Here is a 16,410-nt window from a genome sequence, read left to right as displayed (position 1 = left end):
CTGGAATCAGCCGACTTGCGCCACCGGCAACTGCTCCGCCGGCACACGCACCGCTTCCTGGCTATTGGCAAAGAAGCGCTCGACCTTGTTGCCCGCGACGGCGCTGCCGATCAGCGCGTGCATGCGGCTGGCGGTCAGGTCCCATGAGGTGCCGGCCACCACTTCGCGCATGCGGCGGGCCTGCGCCTGGCGTTCGTCGTCGCCCAGCGCCAGCTGGCGCTCGCAGGCGGCGATGAAGTCGGCGTGCGATTCGGCGATTTCCACCACGTCGCCATAGGGCACCTTGACGTCGGTGATCGGGGTCGACACGCATGGCAGCTCGGCCGCCATGTATTCGAGCACCTTGGTCGGGCTGATGAACTTGGTCGAATCGTTCATCGCGAACGGCAGCAGGCAGACGTCCCAGCCGGCCAGGAACTGCGGCAGCTGGTCGTAGGTGCGCTGTCCCATGTAGTGGACGTTCGGCTGCTTCGGCAGGGTCGCCGGGTCGATCTTGACGACCGGGCCGACCAGCACGATCTGCCATTCAGGGTGGGCATCGGCCATGCTCGAGACCAGGTCGACGTCGAAGCGCTCGTCGATCACGCCATAGAAGCCCAGGCGCGGATGCGCGATGTGGGCCTGGTCCGGGTGCGAGATGGCGCGGTCCTGGGCCTGGCGGAAGTGCTTGGCGTCGACGCTGCTCGAGAAGCAGTGGGCGTTGGCGTGGCGGTCGCGTTTCGACTGGTACAGGCTCGGACCGCCGGTAAAGACGACGTCGGCGATGTTCAGCAGTGCGCTTTCGCGCTGCAGCAGCTGCTTCGGCGCATTCTTGAACATGGCCAGTTCGTCCATGCAGTCATAGATGACCTTGGACGGCTTGAAGACCTGCAGCAGCGGCAGCGCCATCGGGGTATAGAACCAGACGATCGGCGCCTCGTCCTCGGGCACCAGGTTGGCCAGCAGCGCCTGCAGGGTCGGCAGCTGGTCGTCGTGGAAGCCGAATTGATGGATCGGCGTGTGCGGACGGCAGACGGTGATGTTCGGAGCGACCACGGTCTTTTCCAGGCGCGCCTCGCCCTCGGTATGCATCGGTTCTTCGACGAAGAGGACGTTGTAGTGTTCGGCCAGGCGGGTCATCAGGTGCTGTGGGCGTTGGAACACGAAATCCCAGCGGAGGTGGCAAAACACGATCAGGGTCGGCATGTCGATTTCCTTTCGCCTTGGCGGCGCTCTAGTTGTTGGTAAGGTCAAACCGGACCGCTTCTTCTCTCTCTCACAAGGGCGTGGCGCAGCTTGGGAAGCCGGTCGGACCAAGGAATCGTATCATGCAATTTTCCCAATATTTTCAGTTGTGCAAAGCAAGATTGCGCCAGATGTACGCAAAATATTGCGAAGCACTGTTGGGCTCCATAGGGAGAGGCCATCTATCGAGCAATTTTTTGTAAGGGGTGTCCTACACCAACACAGGAAAATCCACTACGAAAATCCGGCAAAAACTTTACAGTCTGCACTGAAATCGGGGGCCGAAAGCACCCGTTTACCGCCCTCGCGGCCAGGATCCGCGAAGGTCTGGCCGGCGGGCGACTGAGGATGGGGAGTCAGACGGGGTGGTAAGGCTCGGCGCCTTCGGCGTGGCCGTCGGCGCTGAAGCCGGCGGCGATCGACACACCTTCCAGGCCGAGCGACAATAGTGCATCGCACAATTCGTCGACCTCGGCGGACAGGTCGGCAGCCAGGTCGACCGGCTTTTCGACGCTGCCCCACGGCTGCCCGCCGTCGAGCGCATACAGGTTGGCGCGCAGGACCACATGCTCGCCCATGTCGAGCGGCGCCACCGCGGCGTGCACCGCGTCCGGCGCCAGGTCCTTGGCCGCCAGCAGGCGCTTGGCCTCGGCCAGCACGCCGAGGGTCGCCAGTTCGGCCACGCCCTGCTCCTTGGCGCCATAGAACAGGTCCTGGTAGAGGAAGTTCACTTCCAGGCGCTCCGGCGCGCGCGCAAGAACCCGCGCCACCAGTGGGGCGACGGCTTCGGTCCAAGCGCGGTAGCGCTCCATGCGCGCCGCGAAATAGGCGTCACTGCCCGCTTCGTCGCGCGGCACCCGGTAGAACGGGTCGTCGGCGCGCTTGAGCGAGAAGCCGAGCAGGAAGCGCAGCTCGAGCGCGGTCTCGTCGGGCGCCACCGGCTCGCCGGTCCAGCCGCGCATGCTGGCCTCGATGGTCGGCGCCGGCTGCAGCTTCTTGTCCATCAACGACGCGGCGGCTTCGCGCAGCATCTGGTGCAGCGTGCCGTAGGCGATATGGTCGATCTCGGCCAGGTCGTAGGCATGCTGCAGCAGCACCACCTTGGCGCCCTTGCTGTCCAGCCCATGGTCCTGGAAGCTGGAGGCCAGCGCCCCGAAGGCCGCCTCGTCCTGGAAAGTCTCGCGCGCATCCAGGCCGCCCTGGCTGCGCACGAACAGCGGCACCAAGAAGGCGTCGATCTCATATTCGGGGCCGTCGTCGCGCCGGATGCGCAGGGTGGCGGCTTCTTCTTCCACGCGCGCGCGCAGCAGGCGGCAGGCCAGCGGGTCGGTATAGCGCGCCAGTTCGATGGCTTCGTACAGGACCTCGTCGTGCTTCTTGCGGATCGCCTTGCGCACCAGGCTGGCGAGGGCCTCCGCCTGCTCGCCGCCCTGCGCCGCCTCGTCCTCGCGCTCGGCGATCTCGAGGGCCATGTCGGCCATCAGCCGGGCTTGCGCATCGGTGTCGGGTTCGCGCGTGTTGTTCGAGGTGCGGGGTGCGGGACGCTTGTTCTTCGGCATAGTGTGGACAAAGTAGATGGAGGTTCGAGCCGGCATGGTAACACCGCCGCGCGCCCCGGCGTAGCGCTACGGACTGCAGGCGCTGTGCCCCGGTGTTATGCTTCGGGCAAAAAACACATCCCGAAAGTCCCCCATGCTCGAACGTCTCTTCAAACTCAGCGAAAACAAGACCAACATCCGCACCGAGATGATGGCCGGACTGACCACCTTCCTGACGATGGTCTACATCATCTTCGTCAATCCCTCGATCCTGGGCGACGCCGGCATGCCGAAGGAATCGGTGTTCGTCGCTACCTGCCTGGTGGCCGCCGGCGGCACCGCCATCATGGGCCTGTACGCCAACTACCCGATCGCGATGGCGCCCGGCATGGGACTGAACGCGTATTTCGCCTATGCCGTGGTGCTGGGCATGGGCATCCCGTGGCAGGCGGCGCTTGGCGCCGTGTTCATCTCGGGCTGCCTGTTCATCCTGGTCACCATGGTAGGCTTGCGCGCCATGATCGTGGACGGCATCCCGCGCTCGATGCGGGTCGCGATCACGGTTGGCCTGGGCATGTTCCTGGCCCTGATCGCCCTCAAGAACGCCGGCATCGTGGTGGCCAACGAAGCCACCCTGGTCAAGGCCGGCGACCTGCACCAGCCCGCCGCGATCATGGCGGTGGTCGGCTTCTTCGCCATCGTGGCGCTGGACCGCCTGCGGGTGCGCGGCGCGATCCTGATCGGCATCGTGCTGGTGACGGTGCTCAGCTTCTTCTTTGGCGGGAACACCTACCAGGGCCTGTTCTCGCTGCCGCCGTCGATCGAACCCACCCTGTTCCAGCTCGACATCCCGGGCGCCCTCGCCGCCGGCATCCTCAATGTTGTGCTGGTGTTCTTCCTGGTCGAGCTGTTCGACGCCACCGGCACCCTGATGGGCGTGGCGCGCCGCGCCGGCCTGCTGGTCGAGGGCAAGATGGATCGTCTGAATAAAGCCTTGCTGGCCGACAGCGGCGCCATCGTCGCCGGCAGCGTGCTGGGCACGTCCAGCACCACCGCCTACCTGGAAAGCGCGTCCGGCGTGCAGGCCGGCGGGCGTACCGGCCTCACCGCCCTGACCGTGGCCGCGCTGTTCCTGGCCTGCCTGTTCATCGCCCCGCTGGCGGCCGTGGTGCCGGCCTACGCCACCGCGCCAGCGCTGCTGTTCGTGGCCTGCCTGATGCTGTCCGACCTGGGCGACGTCGAGTGGAGCGACAGCACCGAGAGCATCCCGGCCGCCGTCACTGCGCTGGGCATGCCGTTCACGTATTCGATCGCCGAGGGCATCGCCTTCGGCTTCATCAGCTATGCGGTGCTCAAGCTGCTGACCGGGCGGGCGCGCGAAGTCAAGCCGGTGGTGTGGGTGATCGCGGGGCTGTTCGCATTCAAGATCGTCTATGTCGGTACCTGAGGCGCCTGAAAAAGTGACCGGTCGTTCGCGCCGTTCTTTACTAAACAGCGCCCGGTTCGTGCCTGATTGCATCGCTTCGCGCTGTCTTTGCGTTACAATGTCGGTCTACTCGCGGCTATCACCACGGTCGCGCACGATCCACGAACGATGGGCCGGTCGCCCTGGGCATGCCACGCGGTACGGCGCGTCCCATGCGGCCGCTAGAAGCTGATGAAACCACTCTCGATCCTGGCGCTGGCCTTGGCTGGCATCCCGGGTGCGGCGCTTGCCGCTCCCGATCTTCCTCAAATCGGCGACGTCCATGCGCCGCTCGCCGTCGCGATGCCGGCGATTCCGGATGGCGGCTGGTTTACGTCCGCCGAACTGGGCGCGATCACGACCTCGGGCAATACCAACGGCACTTCCGTCACGGGCAAGATCGACGCCCGTCACGAGACGGCGCGCTGGAGCCATGAGTTCATCGCCAGCGGCTACTTCAAGGAAGACGAGTACGAGGACGAGTTCGGCGAGCCCGTGAAGAGCCGCTCGGCCCAGCGCTGGGCCACCTCGGCCAAGGCCTCGCTCAAGCTGCTGGGCGACGGCCGCCGCGCTTTCGTGCTGGCTACCCACACCGACGACCGCTTCGGCGCCTATCGCAAGTACTCGACGGTCGGCATCGGTTACGGCTCGCGCTGGTACACGGCGCCCGACAAGACGCTCGACGTCGAGATCGGTCCTGGCTACTCGGTCGGCAAGCGCGACAACGAGGAAGAAGAGCGCGGCATGACGGTGCGCAGCGCGGCCCAGTTCCGTTGGCAGGTCAGCCCATCGGCCTTCTTCGCCCAGACCGTCAGCGTCGAGAAAGGCACCGGCAACACCCACTCGGTGGCCGAAACCTCGCTGAGCACCAAGATCAACGGCAGCATGCAGATGAAGGCGGGCTTTAGCGTCCGCAACGACAGCGACGTCCCGGACGACAAGAAGAACACCGATACCCAGACCTCGCTGACGATGGTCTACTCGTTCTGAGAACGGCGCTGGCGGCCGAGCAGCACCAGCGCCGCCAGGCTCACCAGCGATGCCGCGCTGAGGTAGTAGCCCACTTGGGCCAGGCCATACCTGGTGCCCAGCCACAGCGCGATATAGGGCGCGACCGAGGCCCCCAGGATGCTCGCAAGATTGAAGGTCAGTGACGCGCCGGTATAGCGCACCTCGGCTGGGAACAGCTCGGCCAGCAAGGTGCCGAGCGGGCCATACACAAAGCCTACCAGCGACATCCCGAGCACCATGAAAATCCCCACCGGCAACCAGGCGCCGGCGCCGAACAGCGGTCCGTACAGCAGGCCGAAGCTGCCGATCGCCACGCTCACCAGCATCAGCGCGACGCGCCGCCCGACGCGGTCGGCCAGCAGCGCCGACAAGGGGATGGTCAGGGCAAAGAACACGATCGCGAACAACTGCAGCAGCAGGAATTGCTGGCGCGTGAAGCCCATCCGGGTCGTGCCCCAGGTGAGCGCGAACACCGTCATCAGGTAGAAGAAGGCGAAGCCCCCCATCGCCGCCAGTGCGCCCAGCAGCATCGTGCGGCCATGCTCGCGCACCACCGTCACCATCGGCATTTTCACCTGGGCGCCGCGCGCCTGCACCCGCTGGAAGTCGGGTGTCTCGGTGATCTTCAGGCGAATGTACAGGCCGATCCCGACCAGCAAGGCGCTGGCCAGGAACGGCACGCGCCAGCCCCAGCTGAAGAAGGCTTCATCGCTCATCACCTCTCCCAACAACAGGAAGGTGGCGCCGGACAGGAAGAAGCCGATCGGCGCTCCCAGTTGCGGAAACATGCCGTACCAGGCGCGCTTGCCCGGCGGCGCGTTCTCGGTGGCGAGCAGCACCGCCCCGCCCCACTCCCCGCCCAAGCCGAGCCCCTGGCCGAAGCGGCACAGCGCCAGCAGCAGCGGCGCCGCCACCCCGATCTGGGCATAGGTAGGCAGGAGGCCGATGACGACCGTCGAAATGCCCATCGTGAGCAGGGCCGCGACCAGGGTCGACTTGCGGCCGATGCGGTCGCCGAAGTGGCCGAACAGGGCCGAGCCGACGGGACGCGCCAGGAAGGCGATGGCGAAGGTGGCCAGCGACTGCAGGGTCGCGGCGCCCGGATCGCTGGCCGGGAAGAACAGCTGCGGAAACACCAGCACCGCGGCGGTGGCGTAGATGTAGAAGTCGTAGAACTCGATCGTGGTGCCGATCAGGCTGGCGAAGAGGACGGTGCCGGGTTTGGTGGCGGGGGCGCTTGCGGCCATGGGAGATCTCCAGTTAGATCTCGCACTTACGCCGCGCACGTCATTCCGGATGCTCTCTCTTTTGGCCCCATTCAAGTTCCAGGGTGGCGTCGTCGGCCCGCACGGGCGTAAAACCCAGCCTGTCGTAAAGCCGGCGTGCGGCCAGGTTTTCGGTGCGGACACGCAATGACATACGCTCGCATTCATCCTGCAACGCGCGCAGGACCTGGCTGGCAATGCCCTTGCGCCGCGCGGCCGACGCCACCGACAGGTCCACCACACGCAACGCGCCGGCTTCCCCCGACAGCACGACGCGCGCTACCGGGGCCTCCCCGTCGATCACCAGCCAGGTCTCGAGCGCGGCATAACGACGCGCATAGTCCTCGACCTGCATGGCGCGCTGATGGCGCGCGATCCCTTCGATGACGCCGCGCGGGACCGGCAGCGCGCCGAGGTCCGGACGGGAGTCGAGGTAGAGCGCGTCGAGGAAGGCCTCGTCGGCGGACGTCGGAGCCCGCGCCCCGAGGCGTCCGAAACGGCGCTCTTTCACCGCGCGGGCGACGGCACCAGGCCCTTGGCCAGCGCCAGGGCGGCCAGGCTGATCAGCGCTGCGCCGCTCAGGTAGTAGCCGACGTACTCCAGCCCGTGGTTCGTGGCCAGCCACAGCGCGATATAGGGCGCCACCGAGGCGCCGAGGATGCCGGCGAGGTTGAAGGTGAGCGAGGCGCCGGTATAGCGCACCTCGGGCGGGAACATCTCGGCCAGCAAGGTGCCGAGCGGGCCGTAGGTAAAGCCGACCAGGCACATGCCGAGCACCATGAACAGCGTGACCGCGACCCAGCCGCCGGCGCCGAACAGCGGTCCGTACAGCAGGCCGAACACGGCGATCGCAGCGCTCACCAGCATCATGGCGGTGCGCCGCCCGCGGCTGTCGGCCAGCAGCGCCGACGGCGGAATCGTGAGCGCGAAGAACACCACCGCGAACAGCTGCAGCACCAGGAATTCCTGGCGCGTATAGCCCAGCTGCGCCGTGCCCCAGCTCAGGGCGAACACCGTCATCAGGTAGAAGATGACGAAGGTCGACAAGGCGGTCAGGGTCCCGAGCACCAGTGCGCGGCGGTGGTCGCGCAGCACCGCCACCATCGGCACCTTGACCCGGGCCTTCTGATCCAGCACTTTCTGGAAGTCGGGCGTCTCGGTGATCTTCAGGCGGATGTACAGGCCCACCGCCACCAGCAAGGCGCTGGCCAGGAAGGGAATCCGCCAGCCCCAGGCGAAGAAGGCGTCGTCGCTCATCAGTTCGCCGAGCAGCAGGAACACGCCGCCCGACAGGAAAAAGCCGATCGGCGCCCCCAACTGCGGAAACATGCCGTACCAGGCACGTTTGCCCGGCGGCGCGTTTTCGGTGGCGAGCAGCACCGCCCCGCCCCATTCGCCGCCGAGGCCCAGGCCCTGGCCGAAACGGCACAGCGCCAGCAGCAGCGGCGCTGCCACGCCGATCTGGGCATAGGTGGGCAGCATGCCGATCAGGATGGTGGAGATGCCCATCGTGAGCAGGGCCGCGACCAGGGTCGCCTTGCGGCCGATACGGTCGCCGAAGTGGCCGAACACGGCCGAGCCGATCGGGCGCGCGAAGAAGGCGATGGCGAAGGTCGCCAGCGACTGCAGCACCGCTGCGCCGGGATCGGCGGCCGGAAAGAACAGGCGCGGGAACACCAGCACCGCGGCGGTGGCATAGATGTAGAAATCGTAGAACTCGATCGTGGTGCCGATCAGGCTTGCGAACAGGACGGTGCGGGGCTTGTTGGCCGCGGGTTGTTCAGCCGCCTCGCTCATGCACCCGCCTGGGCCAGGACCTGGCGCACCGCGTCGGCGTCGACCGGACGCACCACGCGCGCGACTTCCTGGCCATCCTTGAGCACCACCACCGTCGGCCACAGCTTGATACGGAACGAGCGGCCCAGCGGGCGGCCGGGGCCGTCCTCGACCTTGATGTGGCGGGCCGCCGGATGGTCGGCCAGGGCCTGTTCGATCAGCGGCTCGGCGGCGCGGCAATAGCCGCACCAGTTGGCGCCGAAGTCGAGGGCGACCAGGCCCGGGGTGGCGTCGATGGTGCTGCGTTCGGGTTGGCTGCTGGCGTAGGGGGCGGTCATGGAGTCTCCTGATGAACGGTATTTATTGCTATTCGAATACCGCAAGCCTACCTCAAAACGCGCCGTCTGGCATGCCGACGCACTTGGCTGGCGCCGATCTGGCTCCAGCGTGTGGCAGCTAACGGAGTCTCACGCCCGAGACTGTCACCCTGTGATTCATCGTCCTATAACCCATCTTTTTATCAGGAGCAGATCATGTCGGATGACTTGAACAAACGCGGCCAGCAGGACCGTTCCCGCATCAATATGCACGAAGAGCACGAAGTGCGCTACTGGACCGAGGCGCTTGGCGTGACCCGCGAAGAGTTACAGCGCGCCATCGACCAGGTCGGCGTGAGCGCCAGCGCGGTGCGCGAACACCTCGGCCGCTGAGCGGCTCCCGCCGCTTCCGCACTCTTTTGACCCAGACATGGAGCACACGATGGAAATACCGAAGCAACAGCAAGAATGGCCTGGCCGTGAATCCGAACTGACCCCGCAAGCGGACCATGGCGAGACCAGTTACCGCGGCTCAGGCCGCCTGCAGGACAAGGCCACCGTCATCACCGGCGGGGACAGCGGTATCGGCCGCGCGGTGGCGCTGGCCTTCGCGCGCGAAGGCGCCGACGTCCTGATTTCCTACCTCGACGAACACGACGATGCGAAAGAAACGGCGCGCCTGGTCGAGGAAGCCGGGCGCCGCGCCATCCTGGTGCCGGGCGACATCGCCGACCGCGCCCATTGCCGCGCCATCGTCGACAAGGCGGTGGCCGAATTCGGCCGTATCGACGTGCTGGTCAATAACGCCGCGTTCCAGATGTCGCACGACTCGCTCGACGAGATCCCGGACGACGAATGGGACTACACTTTCAAGGTGAACATCACCGCCATGTTCCACTTGTGTAAGGCAGCAGTGAAGCACATGGCGCCCGGCTCCTCGATCATCAACACCACCTCGATCAACTCGGACAATCCCAAGCCCACCCTGCTGGCGTATGCCACCACCAAGGGCGCGATCGCCAACTTCAGCGCCGGCCTGGCCCAGCTGCTGGCCGAAAAAGGCATCCGCGTGAACTCGGTGGCGCCGGGCCCGATCTGGACGCCGCTGATTCCGTCGACGATGCCGCCGGAAGAAGTCGAGAACTTCGGCAGCCAGGTGCCGATGAAGCGCGCCGGCCAGCCGAAGGAAGTGGCGCCGGCATTCGTGATGCTGGCCTCCGATGAGGCGAGCTATATCTCGGGCGCGCGCATCGCCGTCACGGGCGGCACGCCGATCCTCTAGAAGGCCGCTCAATGGCCGCTATCCTGCGCACCCTCGTCGTCGCCGTCGTCCTGGTGCTGGCGTACGGCCTGCTCGAGCCCTATATCGAGCGGGCCCTCTACACCATGCGCCTGGCCGCCATGCCCAAGCCGCTGGCGCTGCCGGTGCCGGTCGAGGGCGTGCGCCAGCGCGCGCTGCGCGACACCTGGGGCGGCGCGCGCAGCGAGGGCCGCAAGCACGAGGGGATCGACATCTTCGCCAAACGTGGTACGCCGGTCGTGTCCAGCACCGAAGGCATCGTGAGCCAGGTAGGCACCAACCGCCTTGGCGGCCTGGTGGTCTGGGTGCTGGGACCCGGCGGCCAGCGTCACTATTACGCCCACCTGGACAGCTATTCGGACGTCGAACCCGGCATGCGCATCGAGGCCGGCCGGGTGCTGGGCTATGTGGGCGATACGGGCAATGCCAAGGGCACGCCGCCGCATCTGCACTATGGGATCTACGACACCGGCGGCGCCATCAATCCCTATCCGCTGCTGAAGGCCGATCCGGCCCTGATCGAGGCCCCGGCGGCGGCGCCGGCAACGGCCTCGGCTACAACAAGCCAGTCGGCGGCGCGCTAGGCACAGGCGCCACTTCGAGCGGTTCGATCGGAGGATCGACAAAGTCGGGCTGCGGCGCGACCTCTATCTCTTCGGGGCCGCCTTCCGGCACGATTTCCTGCGCCTCGTCCATGAAGATTTCTTCCGGCTCCTCTTCCACCACGTAGCGGCGCGGCTCCGGCGCGCGCCAGCCGGGCAAGGTGGCCTTGGCGTCCAGGCTGCCGCCGTCGAAGGCGCCGCGGAAGAAGTCACCCACCACCAGCGCGGCATTGTGTCCGCCCTGCCCCCAGTAGCTGCTGCGGATGGTGACGCGGTTGTCGTTGAAGCCGACCCAGGCCCCGGCGACCAGGTTCGGGTGCATCATGATGAACCAGCCGTCCTGGTTGTTCTGGCTGGTGCCGGTCTTGGCCGCCAGGTCGCCGCGGATGCCGAAGCGGTTGCGCACGCCATTGCCGGTGCCGCGGGTAACGACGCCGCGCAGCATGTCGATCAGGGCTTCGGCCGACTCGCGCGACATCGCGCGCTCGGGCTCGCTGACCCCGAAATCGGCGATCACATTGCCTTCGCGATCCTCGATGGTGCGGACAAAAATCGGCTTGTGGTATTCGCCCAGGGCCGCGATGGTGGCATAGCTGCTCACCATCTCGAGCAGGGTGACCGGGCTGGTGCCCAGGGCCAGCGAGGGCACCGCTTCCAGCCGGCTCTGGCGGATGCCCAGTCCCTGGGCCAGGCGCACGATGGGCTCGATGCCGACTTCCTGGCTCACCTGGGCGGTGATCGTGTTCTTGGAAAACACCAGGCCGTCACGCATCGGCATCGAGCGGCCGCTGTTGCCGTCCATGTCGGTCGGCTTCCACACCTCGCCGTGGTCGCCCTTGAACTCCAGCACCACGTCGCGGTAGGCCTGGTCGGGCGGAATGCCGCGCTCGAGCGCCGCGCCATAGACGAAGGGCTTGAAGGTCGAACCGGGCTGGCGCGCGGCCTGGGCCACGTGGTCGTACTGGTCGCGCTCGAAATCCCGGCTGCCGACCCAGGCCTTGACCTCGCCGGTGGCCGGGTCGACCGCGACGAAGCCCGCCTCCAGGCGCGACTTCGCGGCCTTGAGCTCATTCATGAAGCCGCGGTCGGCCTTCAGGCGCTTGAGCGCGGCGGCCGGCTCCTCGCCCTCCTCCACAGCGTTGCGGTAGGCGCCGCTCTCGCGCACGAAGGCATCCAGCGCGCGCGCATTGGTGATCCAGTAGTAGGAGAACGGATCGATGTTCGGGCGGATCGAGGTATAGGTGGCGGTCGCGGTCGAACGCGGCACGTTGGGGTTGGCCCATTCGACGTCGGCGATCGCCTGCAGGATGTCGGCCTGGCGCCGCACCGCGCGCTCGGCCGCCGCCTGCAGTTCCGGGTCGAGCGTGGTGCGCACCACCAGGCCGTCGAGCTGCAGGTTGTAGTCGTTCTCGTCGGCCCAGTCGAGCAGCCACTTGCGCACGTGGTGGGTGAAATGGTCGTCCTTGCCGCTGCGGTCCGGCAGCCGCGCGAAGCGCAGGCGCACCGGACGCTTGACCAGCTGCGCATACCGCTTGTCGTCGAAGGCGCCGTGCTTGCGCATCTGGCCCAGCACCACGTTGCGGCGCGACAGCGAGCGCTCGGGATTGGCCACTGGATTGTAATAGTGGGTGCCCTTGAGCATGCCGACCAGGGTCGCCGATTCCAGTACGTCGAGCCTCTGCGCCGGCTTGCCGAAGTAGGTGCGCGCCGCCATCTCGATGCCATAGGCGTTGTACAGGAAAGGCACCGTGTTCAGGTAGGCTTCCAGGATCTGTGTCTTGCTGTAGGTGTTCTCGATCTTGATCGCGGTGATCAGTTCCTTCATCTTGCGGTTCACGCTGCGTGCGCGGCCGATCTCTTGCGGGAACATATTGCGCGCCAGCTGCTGGGTGATGGTCGAGCCGCCCTGCGGGTCGCCCTTGACGCTGGCCCAGAGTGCGCCGGCCACGCGCTTGAAGTCGACGCCGTGGTGCTGGTAGAAGCGGTGATCCTCGGTCGAGATCAGCGCCTCGACCACGTGCGGCGACACCTGCGACAGCTTGACGCGCTCCTGCAGGCCCTTTTCGAAGGTGCCGAGCGGGCGGCCGCCGGCGTCCAGGATCACGGTCGGCCGCGAGCGGCTGACCTGTTCCAGGTCGTCGATGCCGGGGGTGAACGGAATCAGGATCAGCAGCCAGGCCAGGATCGCCATCAGGCCGGCCGCCATGCTCCACAGCGCGATCAGGGCCAGCTTGACCGGCAGCGGCCGGCCGTGCAAGCGCGACTGAGCGCCGGATTTGAGCGCGCCAGCCCGGGTCGAGGCGCCGGCCAGCAGGCGTCGGGAGAGCTGCTTGATGCGTTGCTGCACGGTTGGCGCGGCGTTCGCGCTGTCCGTGTTCTCGTTGTCCTGTTGTTGGTCCACTCGCTCTACCTGCCCTGATCAAAGTAACAATGTGGCGCAAGTATAGCCGACCGCGACCGCCGCCACGGCACGGGATGGAATGAGCGGCAACTCAGGCGGTGCTGGCCGCCGGCTCCACCCGCCCGGCGCGCAGCAGCGCCTCGACCCGCGTGGCCGTCTGCGGCCGGCTGTACACGTGGCCTTGTACCTCGTCGCAGCCGCAGCCGCGCAGGTAATCGAGCTGCTCGATCGTCTCGACCCCTTCGGCGATCACCTGCATGCGCAGGCCGTGGGCCAGCGAGATGATGGCGTCGACCAGTGCGGCGCCGTCCGGGTTGCCCACGATATCCTGCACGAAGGAGCGGTCGATCTTGAGCACGTCGACGGGCAGGCGCTTGAGGTATTGCAGGCTCGAGTATCCAGTACCGAAGTCATCGATGGACAGCTTGACGCCCATGCGCTTCAGGCATTCCATGGTGCGGATGGCGGCGTCGGCGTCGGCCATCATCATGCTCTCGGTGAGCTCGATCTCGAGCGAGCCGGGCGCCAGGCCGGTCTCGCGCAGCACCTGGGCGACGGTGTCGACCAGGTCGGGTTCGGCGAACTGGCGCGCCGACAGGTTGACCGCGATGCGCAGCGGCCCCAGGCCGGCGCGCTGCCAGCGCCGGTTCTGGCGGCAGGCGGTGCGCAGCACCCAGGCGCCGATCGGCACGATCAGGCCGGTCTCTTCGGCCAGCGCGATGAAGCGGTCGGGCCGCACCGTGCCCAGCAACGGATGGCGCCAGCGGATCAGCGCCTCGTTGCCGACCACGCAGCCGGTGGCCAGGTCGACCTGCGGCTGGAAATGCAGCTCGAACTGGTCGTCCTGCAGCGCATGGCGCAACGCGCTCTCCAGGGCCAGGCGGTCGAAGGCCTGGGCATTCATGTGCGGCGCATAGAACTGCACGCCGTTGCGGCCGATGGCCTTGGCGCGGTACATCGCGATCTCGGCGTGCTTGACCAGGTTGTCGGCGTCCAGCCCGTCGGCCGGGAATGCGGCCACGCCGGCGCTGCAGCTGAGCACCAGGCGCTGGCCGGCCAGGTGGATCGGCTCGGCCACCGCCTCGCGCACCTGCTGGATGCGGGCCGCGGCCTGGCGTTCGTCGGCCACGCCGACCAGCACCAGGACGAAGTCGTCGCCGCCGACCCGGGCCGCGGTGTCCACCGGCCGCAGCGCACCCTTGATGCGTGCGGCCAGCATGCGCAGCGCCTCGTCGCCGGCGCGCCGGCCGAGGGTGTCGTTGATCAGCTTGAAGTGGTCGAAGTCGAGCAGCACGGTCCATACCGGCATGCCGCCGGCATTGGCGATGGCGCGCTCGATGCGGTCGGACAGCAAGGAACGGTTGGCCAGCCCGGTGAGCGTGTCGTAGTGGGCATGGCGTTCGAGTTCGGCCTCGTAGCGCTTGGCGGTGGTGACGTCGTAGACGGTGACCACGAAATGCCCGGCCGTGCCGTCGGCGCGGCGCACCGGCGCCACGTAGACGTCGCTGATCAGCTCCACCCCGTCGCGGGTATGGGCCGTGACCAGGGCGTGCTCCTCGCGCTGCCCGTGCAGGGCGCGGCGCAGCTCTTCCACGGCCGGCTGGTCGGCATCCAGGCCGGCGAGCAGCTTGAGGGGCTGGCCGGCCAGCTCGCGCGCCGGATAGCCGAAGGTGCGTTCGCAGGCCGGATTGGCGTATTCGATCGGGTAACCCGGCCGCTCGGCGTCGACCAGCAGGATCGGATTGGCGCTGGCCTCCATCGCGCGTTCGTACAGCCGCAGCGAGCCGGTGGCGCGTTCGAGCGCCGCGGTGCGCTGCTCGACCAGGGCCTCGATGCGGCGCGTGCGCGCCACCCGCTGCTGCACCAGGCCGGCGGCGGCGAAACTCAGGATCAGCCCCAGCGCCATCGCCACCAGCTCGGCCATGTGGGCGCCCAGGGCCGGCGGCTGTTCCTCGACCACCACCTGCCACGGACTGCCGGCAATTTCGAACTCTTCCACATGGCGCAGGTTCATGCCGTCCAGCAGGCGCTCCCACCAGCCCTCGGGTTTGGCCAGACTGCCGTGCTGGTAGGCGGTGACCACATTGCCGAGTGCGTCGGGGCCGCGCAGCGACAGCGCGAACGTGTCGTCGTCGAGCAGGCGCACCGCCTCCAGGGTGCCGCCCACCAGTTGGGCGACGTCGATCACCACCTCGGTGGCGCCCATCACGGCCGCGCGCCGCTCCGGGGTCGCCAATGGCTGGGTGCCGGGCCGGTAGACCGGCAGGATGATCAGGATCCCGTGGCGGGCGCCGCCACCCTGCAGCAGGGTGATAATGGGACTGGCGGCCGGCTCGCCGGTGTCGATCGCCCGCTGGGTATCGACCCGCTGCGGCGGGTTGGACCAGGCGTCGTAGCCGAAGGCGACCTCATTGCCGACAATCGGCGCCACGTAGTCGTTGACCAGGTAGCGCCAGCGCACGCCGGCCCGGGTAAGGGCCGGCTCGCCGGTCTTGATGCGTTCGCGGATCTCGAAGCCCGGCCAGAATGCGCGCCGCCGGGCCTCGAAGGTGGCGCGCTCTGCATCGCCCACGAAGCGCTGGAAGATCATCGCCTGCATATAGCCGTGGCGCGCCACCAGCGGCTGGGCGAATGCGTCGAACTCTGCGCGCGTGATCTCGGTCGAAGCGCGGAAGAACAGGTTGACGGCGCGCGCGGCGTCGGTGGCCTCGGCGAAGGCGCGGGTCACGGCGGCGACCCGCACCACGGCGCGCTGGTCGAACTCGGCCTCGGCGCGGTCGTACTCCATCTTGCGCACCGCGCCGCACAGCAGCGAGGTGAGCACCAGGCCGAGCAGACAGGTGCCCATCGCGGCCCGGGACAGGCCGCGCTCCGGGACACCAGGGCTGGTGGATGCGCTTCGCATGAATCGATGCTAGCGCAGAACGGGGCGTTCGGGGGACTTTCGCATGCCAAGAAAAAGCGCGCTGCCCGGCCCCGCTTTGCGAGCTGTTGCATTATCATCTCGCCCATGTCCTCCGAAGCCCCACCCGCACCGTTGATCCTGCCCGCAGACGCCCCGCCCCAGCGCGTGCTGCGCCAGTTTCGTATCGTCTTCAATGCAGTCAAGACACATTTTCGCCAGCTCGAGCGCGACTCGGGCCTGGGCGGGGCCCAGGTCTGGGCGCTGTCGGTGATCGAGAGCCAGCCCGGCATCGGCGCCACCAGCCTGGGGCGCGCCATGGACATCCACCAGTCGACCGCCAGCAACCTGGTGCGCGGCCTGGTCGAGCGTGGCTACGTGGCGGCGGCGCGCGAAGGCGCGGACCGGCGCAACGTTGCACTGCGTGTCTTGCCTGCCGGCCAGGAAGTGCTGCGCCGGGTCCCCGGGCCGGCGGCCGGTGTCTTGCCTAGCGCGCTGGGGACGCTGGATGAAGCCACCCTGCTGCGCCTGGAACAGGACCTGGCGATGCTGATCGCCCGCCTGGATGCGGATGAGTCGGCAGGCAAGATCCCTCTCAGTCAGTCCTGA

Annotated in this window: 14 protein-coding genes; 6 read left to right on the top strand and 8 right to left on the bottom strand. The window is 67.5% G+C overall.

Going from position 1 to position 16,410, the window contains the following annotated elements; genetic code table 11:
* Nucleotides 1–6: 6 nt before the first annotated feature.
* Nucleotides 7–1,185 (bottom strand): glycosyltransferase, encoded by a 1,179-nt coding sequence (locus tag SOM28_RS21720; RefSeq protein ID WP_123069341.1) that lies wholly within the window; start codon nucleotides 1,183–1,185, stop codon nucleotides 7–9.
* A 395-nt stretch (nucleotides 1,186–1,580) separates the two neighbouring features.
* Nucleotides 1,581–2,783, bottom strand: a complete 1,203-nt coding sequence (locus SOM28_RS21715) for a hypothetical protein (protein WP_320469413.1) — start codon at nucleotides 2,781–2,783, stop codon at nucleotides 1,581–1,583.
* Between the two features lie 133 nt (nucleotides 2,784–2,916).
* Here SOM28_RS21715 and SOM28_RS21710 point away from each other — a divergent pair, with 133 nt between their 5' ends.
* Entirely contained in the window at nucleotides 2,917–4,209 is a 1,293-nt protein-coding gene (locus SOM28_RS21710; RefSeq protein WP_123069339.1) for an NCS2 family permease, read from the top strand.
* Nucleotides 4,210–4,419: 210 nt separating this feature from the next.
* Nucleotides 4,420–5,217 (top strand): DUF481 domain-containing protein, encoded by a 798-nt coding sequence (locus SOM28_RS21705; RefSeq protein WP_123069338.1) that lies wholly within the window; start codon nucleotides 4,420–4,422, stop codon nucleotides 5,215–5,217.
* Here SOM28_RS21705 and SOM28_RS21700 read toward each other — a convergent pair.
* Genes SOM28_RS21700 through SOM28_RS21685 form a run of 4 tightly spaced genes read right to left on the bottom strand, consistent with a single transcriptional unit; the run spans nucleotide 5,205 to nucleotide 8,617 of the window.
* Complete coding sequence (locus tag SOM28_RS21700) at nucleotides 5,205–6,485, bottom strand: MFS transporter (protein ID WP_123069337.1); 1,281 nt, start codon at nucleotides 6,483–6,485, stop codon at nucleotides 5,205–5,207. The two genes, SOM28_RS21705 and SOM28_RS21700, sit on opposite strands and share 13 nt — an antisense overlap.
* Nucleotides 6,486–6,525: 40 nt before the next feature.
* Entirely contained in the window at nucleotides 6,526–7,014 is a 489-nt protein-coding gene (locus SOM28_RS21695) for a GNAT family N-acetyltransferase (protein WP_320469412.1), read from the bottom strand.
* Nucleotides 7,011–8,300, bottom strand: coding sequence for an MFS transporter (locus tag SOM28_RS21690; RefSeq protein WP_320469411.1), 1,290 nt, complete (start codon nucleotides 8,298–8,300; stop codon nucleotides 7,011–7,013). The genes SOM28_RS21695 and SOM28_RS21690 overlap by 4 nt, the downstream gene beginning before the upstream one ends.
* Nucleotides 8,297–8,617 (bottom strand): thioredoxin family protein, encoded by a 321-nt coding sequence (locus tag SOM28_RS21685; protein WP_320469410.1) that lies wholly within the window; start codon nucleotides 8,615–8,617, stop codon nucleotides 8,297–8,299. Before SOM28_RS21685 ends, SOM28_RS21690 begins: the two co-directional genes overlap by 4 nt.
* Before the next feature lie 195 nt (nucleotides 8,618–8,812).
* On the opposite strand from SOM28_RS21685, the gene SOM28_RS21680 reads away from it, so the two are divergent.
* Genes SOM28_RS21680 through SOM28_RS21670 form a run of 3 tightly spaced genes read left to right on the top strand, consistent with a single transcriptional unit; the run spans nucleotide 8,813 to nucleotide 10,480 of the window.
* On the top strand, nucleotides 8,813–8,989 hold the full coding sequence (locus SOM28_RS21680) for a DUF3606 domain-containing protein (RefSeq protein ID WP_147935428.1): 177 nt from the start codon (nucleotides 8,813–8,815) through the stop codon (nucleotides 8,987–8,989).
* 49 nt (nucleotides 8,990–9,038) lie between these two features.
* Nucleotides 9,039–9,878, top strand: a complete 840-nt coding sequence (locus tag SOM28_RS21675; protein WP_123069332.1) for a glucose 1-dehydrogenase — start codon at nucleotides 9,039–9,041, stop codon at nucleotides 9,876–9,878.
* Between the two features lie 11 nt (nucleotides 9,879–9,889).
* Nucleotides 9,890–10,480: a M23 family metallopeptidase gene (locus SOM28_RS21670; protein WP_320469409.1), complete on the top strand. Its 591-nt coding sequence runs from the start codon at nucleotides 9,890–9,892 to the stop codon at nucleotides 10,478–10,480.
* On the opposite strand, the gene SOM28_RS21665 is transcribed toward SOM28_RS21670, so the two are convergent.
* Complete coding sequence (locus tag SOM28_RS21665) at nucleotides 10,452–12,899, bottom strand: penicillin-binding protein 1A (RefSeq protein WP_320469408.1); 2,448 nt, start codon at nucleotides 12,897–12,899, stop codon at nucleotides 10,452–10,454. The two genes, SOM28_RS21670 and SOM28_RS21665, sit on opposite strands and share 29 nt — an antisense overlap.
* 91 nt (nucleotides 12,900–12,990) lie before the next feature.
* Nucleotides 12,991–15,804: a bifunctional diguanylate cyclase/phosphodiesterase gene (locus SOM28_RS21660; RefSeq protein ID WP_320469407.1), complete on the bottom strand. Its 2,814-nt coding sequence runs from the start codon at nucleotides 15,802–15,804 to the stop codon at nucleotides 12,991–12,993.
* A 105-nt stretch (nucleotides 15,805–15,909) separates the two neighbouring features.
* Here SOM28_RS21660 and SOM28_RS21655 point away from each other — a divergent pair, with 105 nt between their 5' ends.
* The gene (locus tag SOM28_RS21655) at nucleotides 15,910–16,410 is read left to right on the top strand and encodes a MarR family winged helix-turn-helix transcriptional regulator (protein ID WP_123069328.1); all 501 of its coding nucleotides are present in this window, start codon (nucleotides 15,910–15,912) and stop codon (nucleotides 16,408–16,410) included.

The organism is Massilia sp. CFBP9026, from assembly GCF_034045165.1.
Classification (GTDB): domain Bacteria; phylum Pseudomonadota; class Gammaproteobacteria; order Burkholderiales; family Burkholderiaceae_D; genus Telluria; species Telluria arenae.
This window is presented reverse-complemented; position numbering and strand designations above follow the sequence as displayed.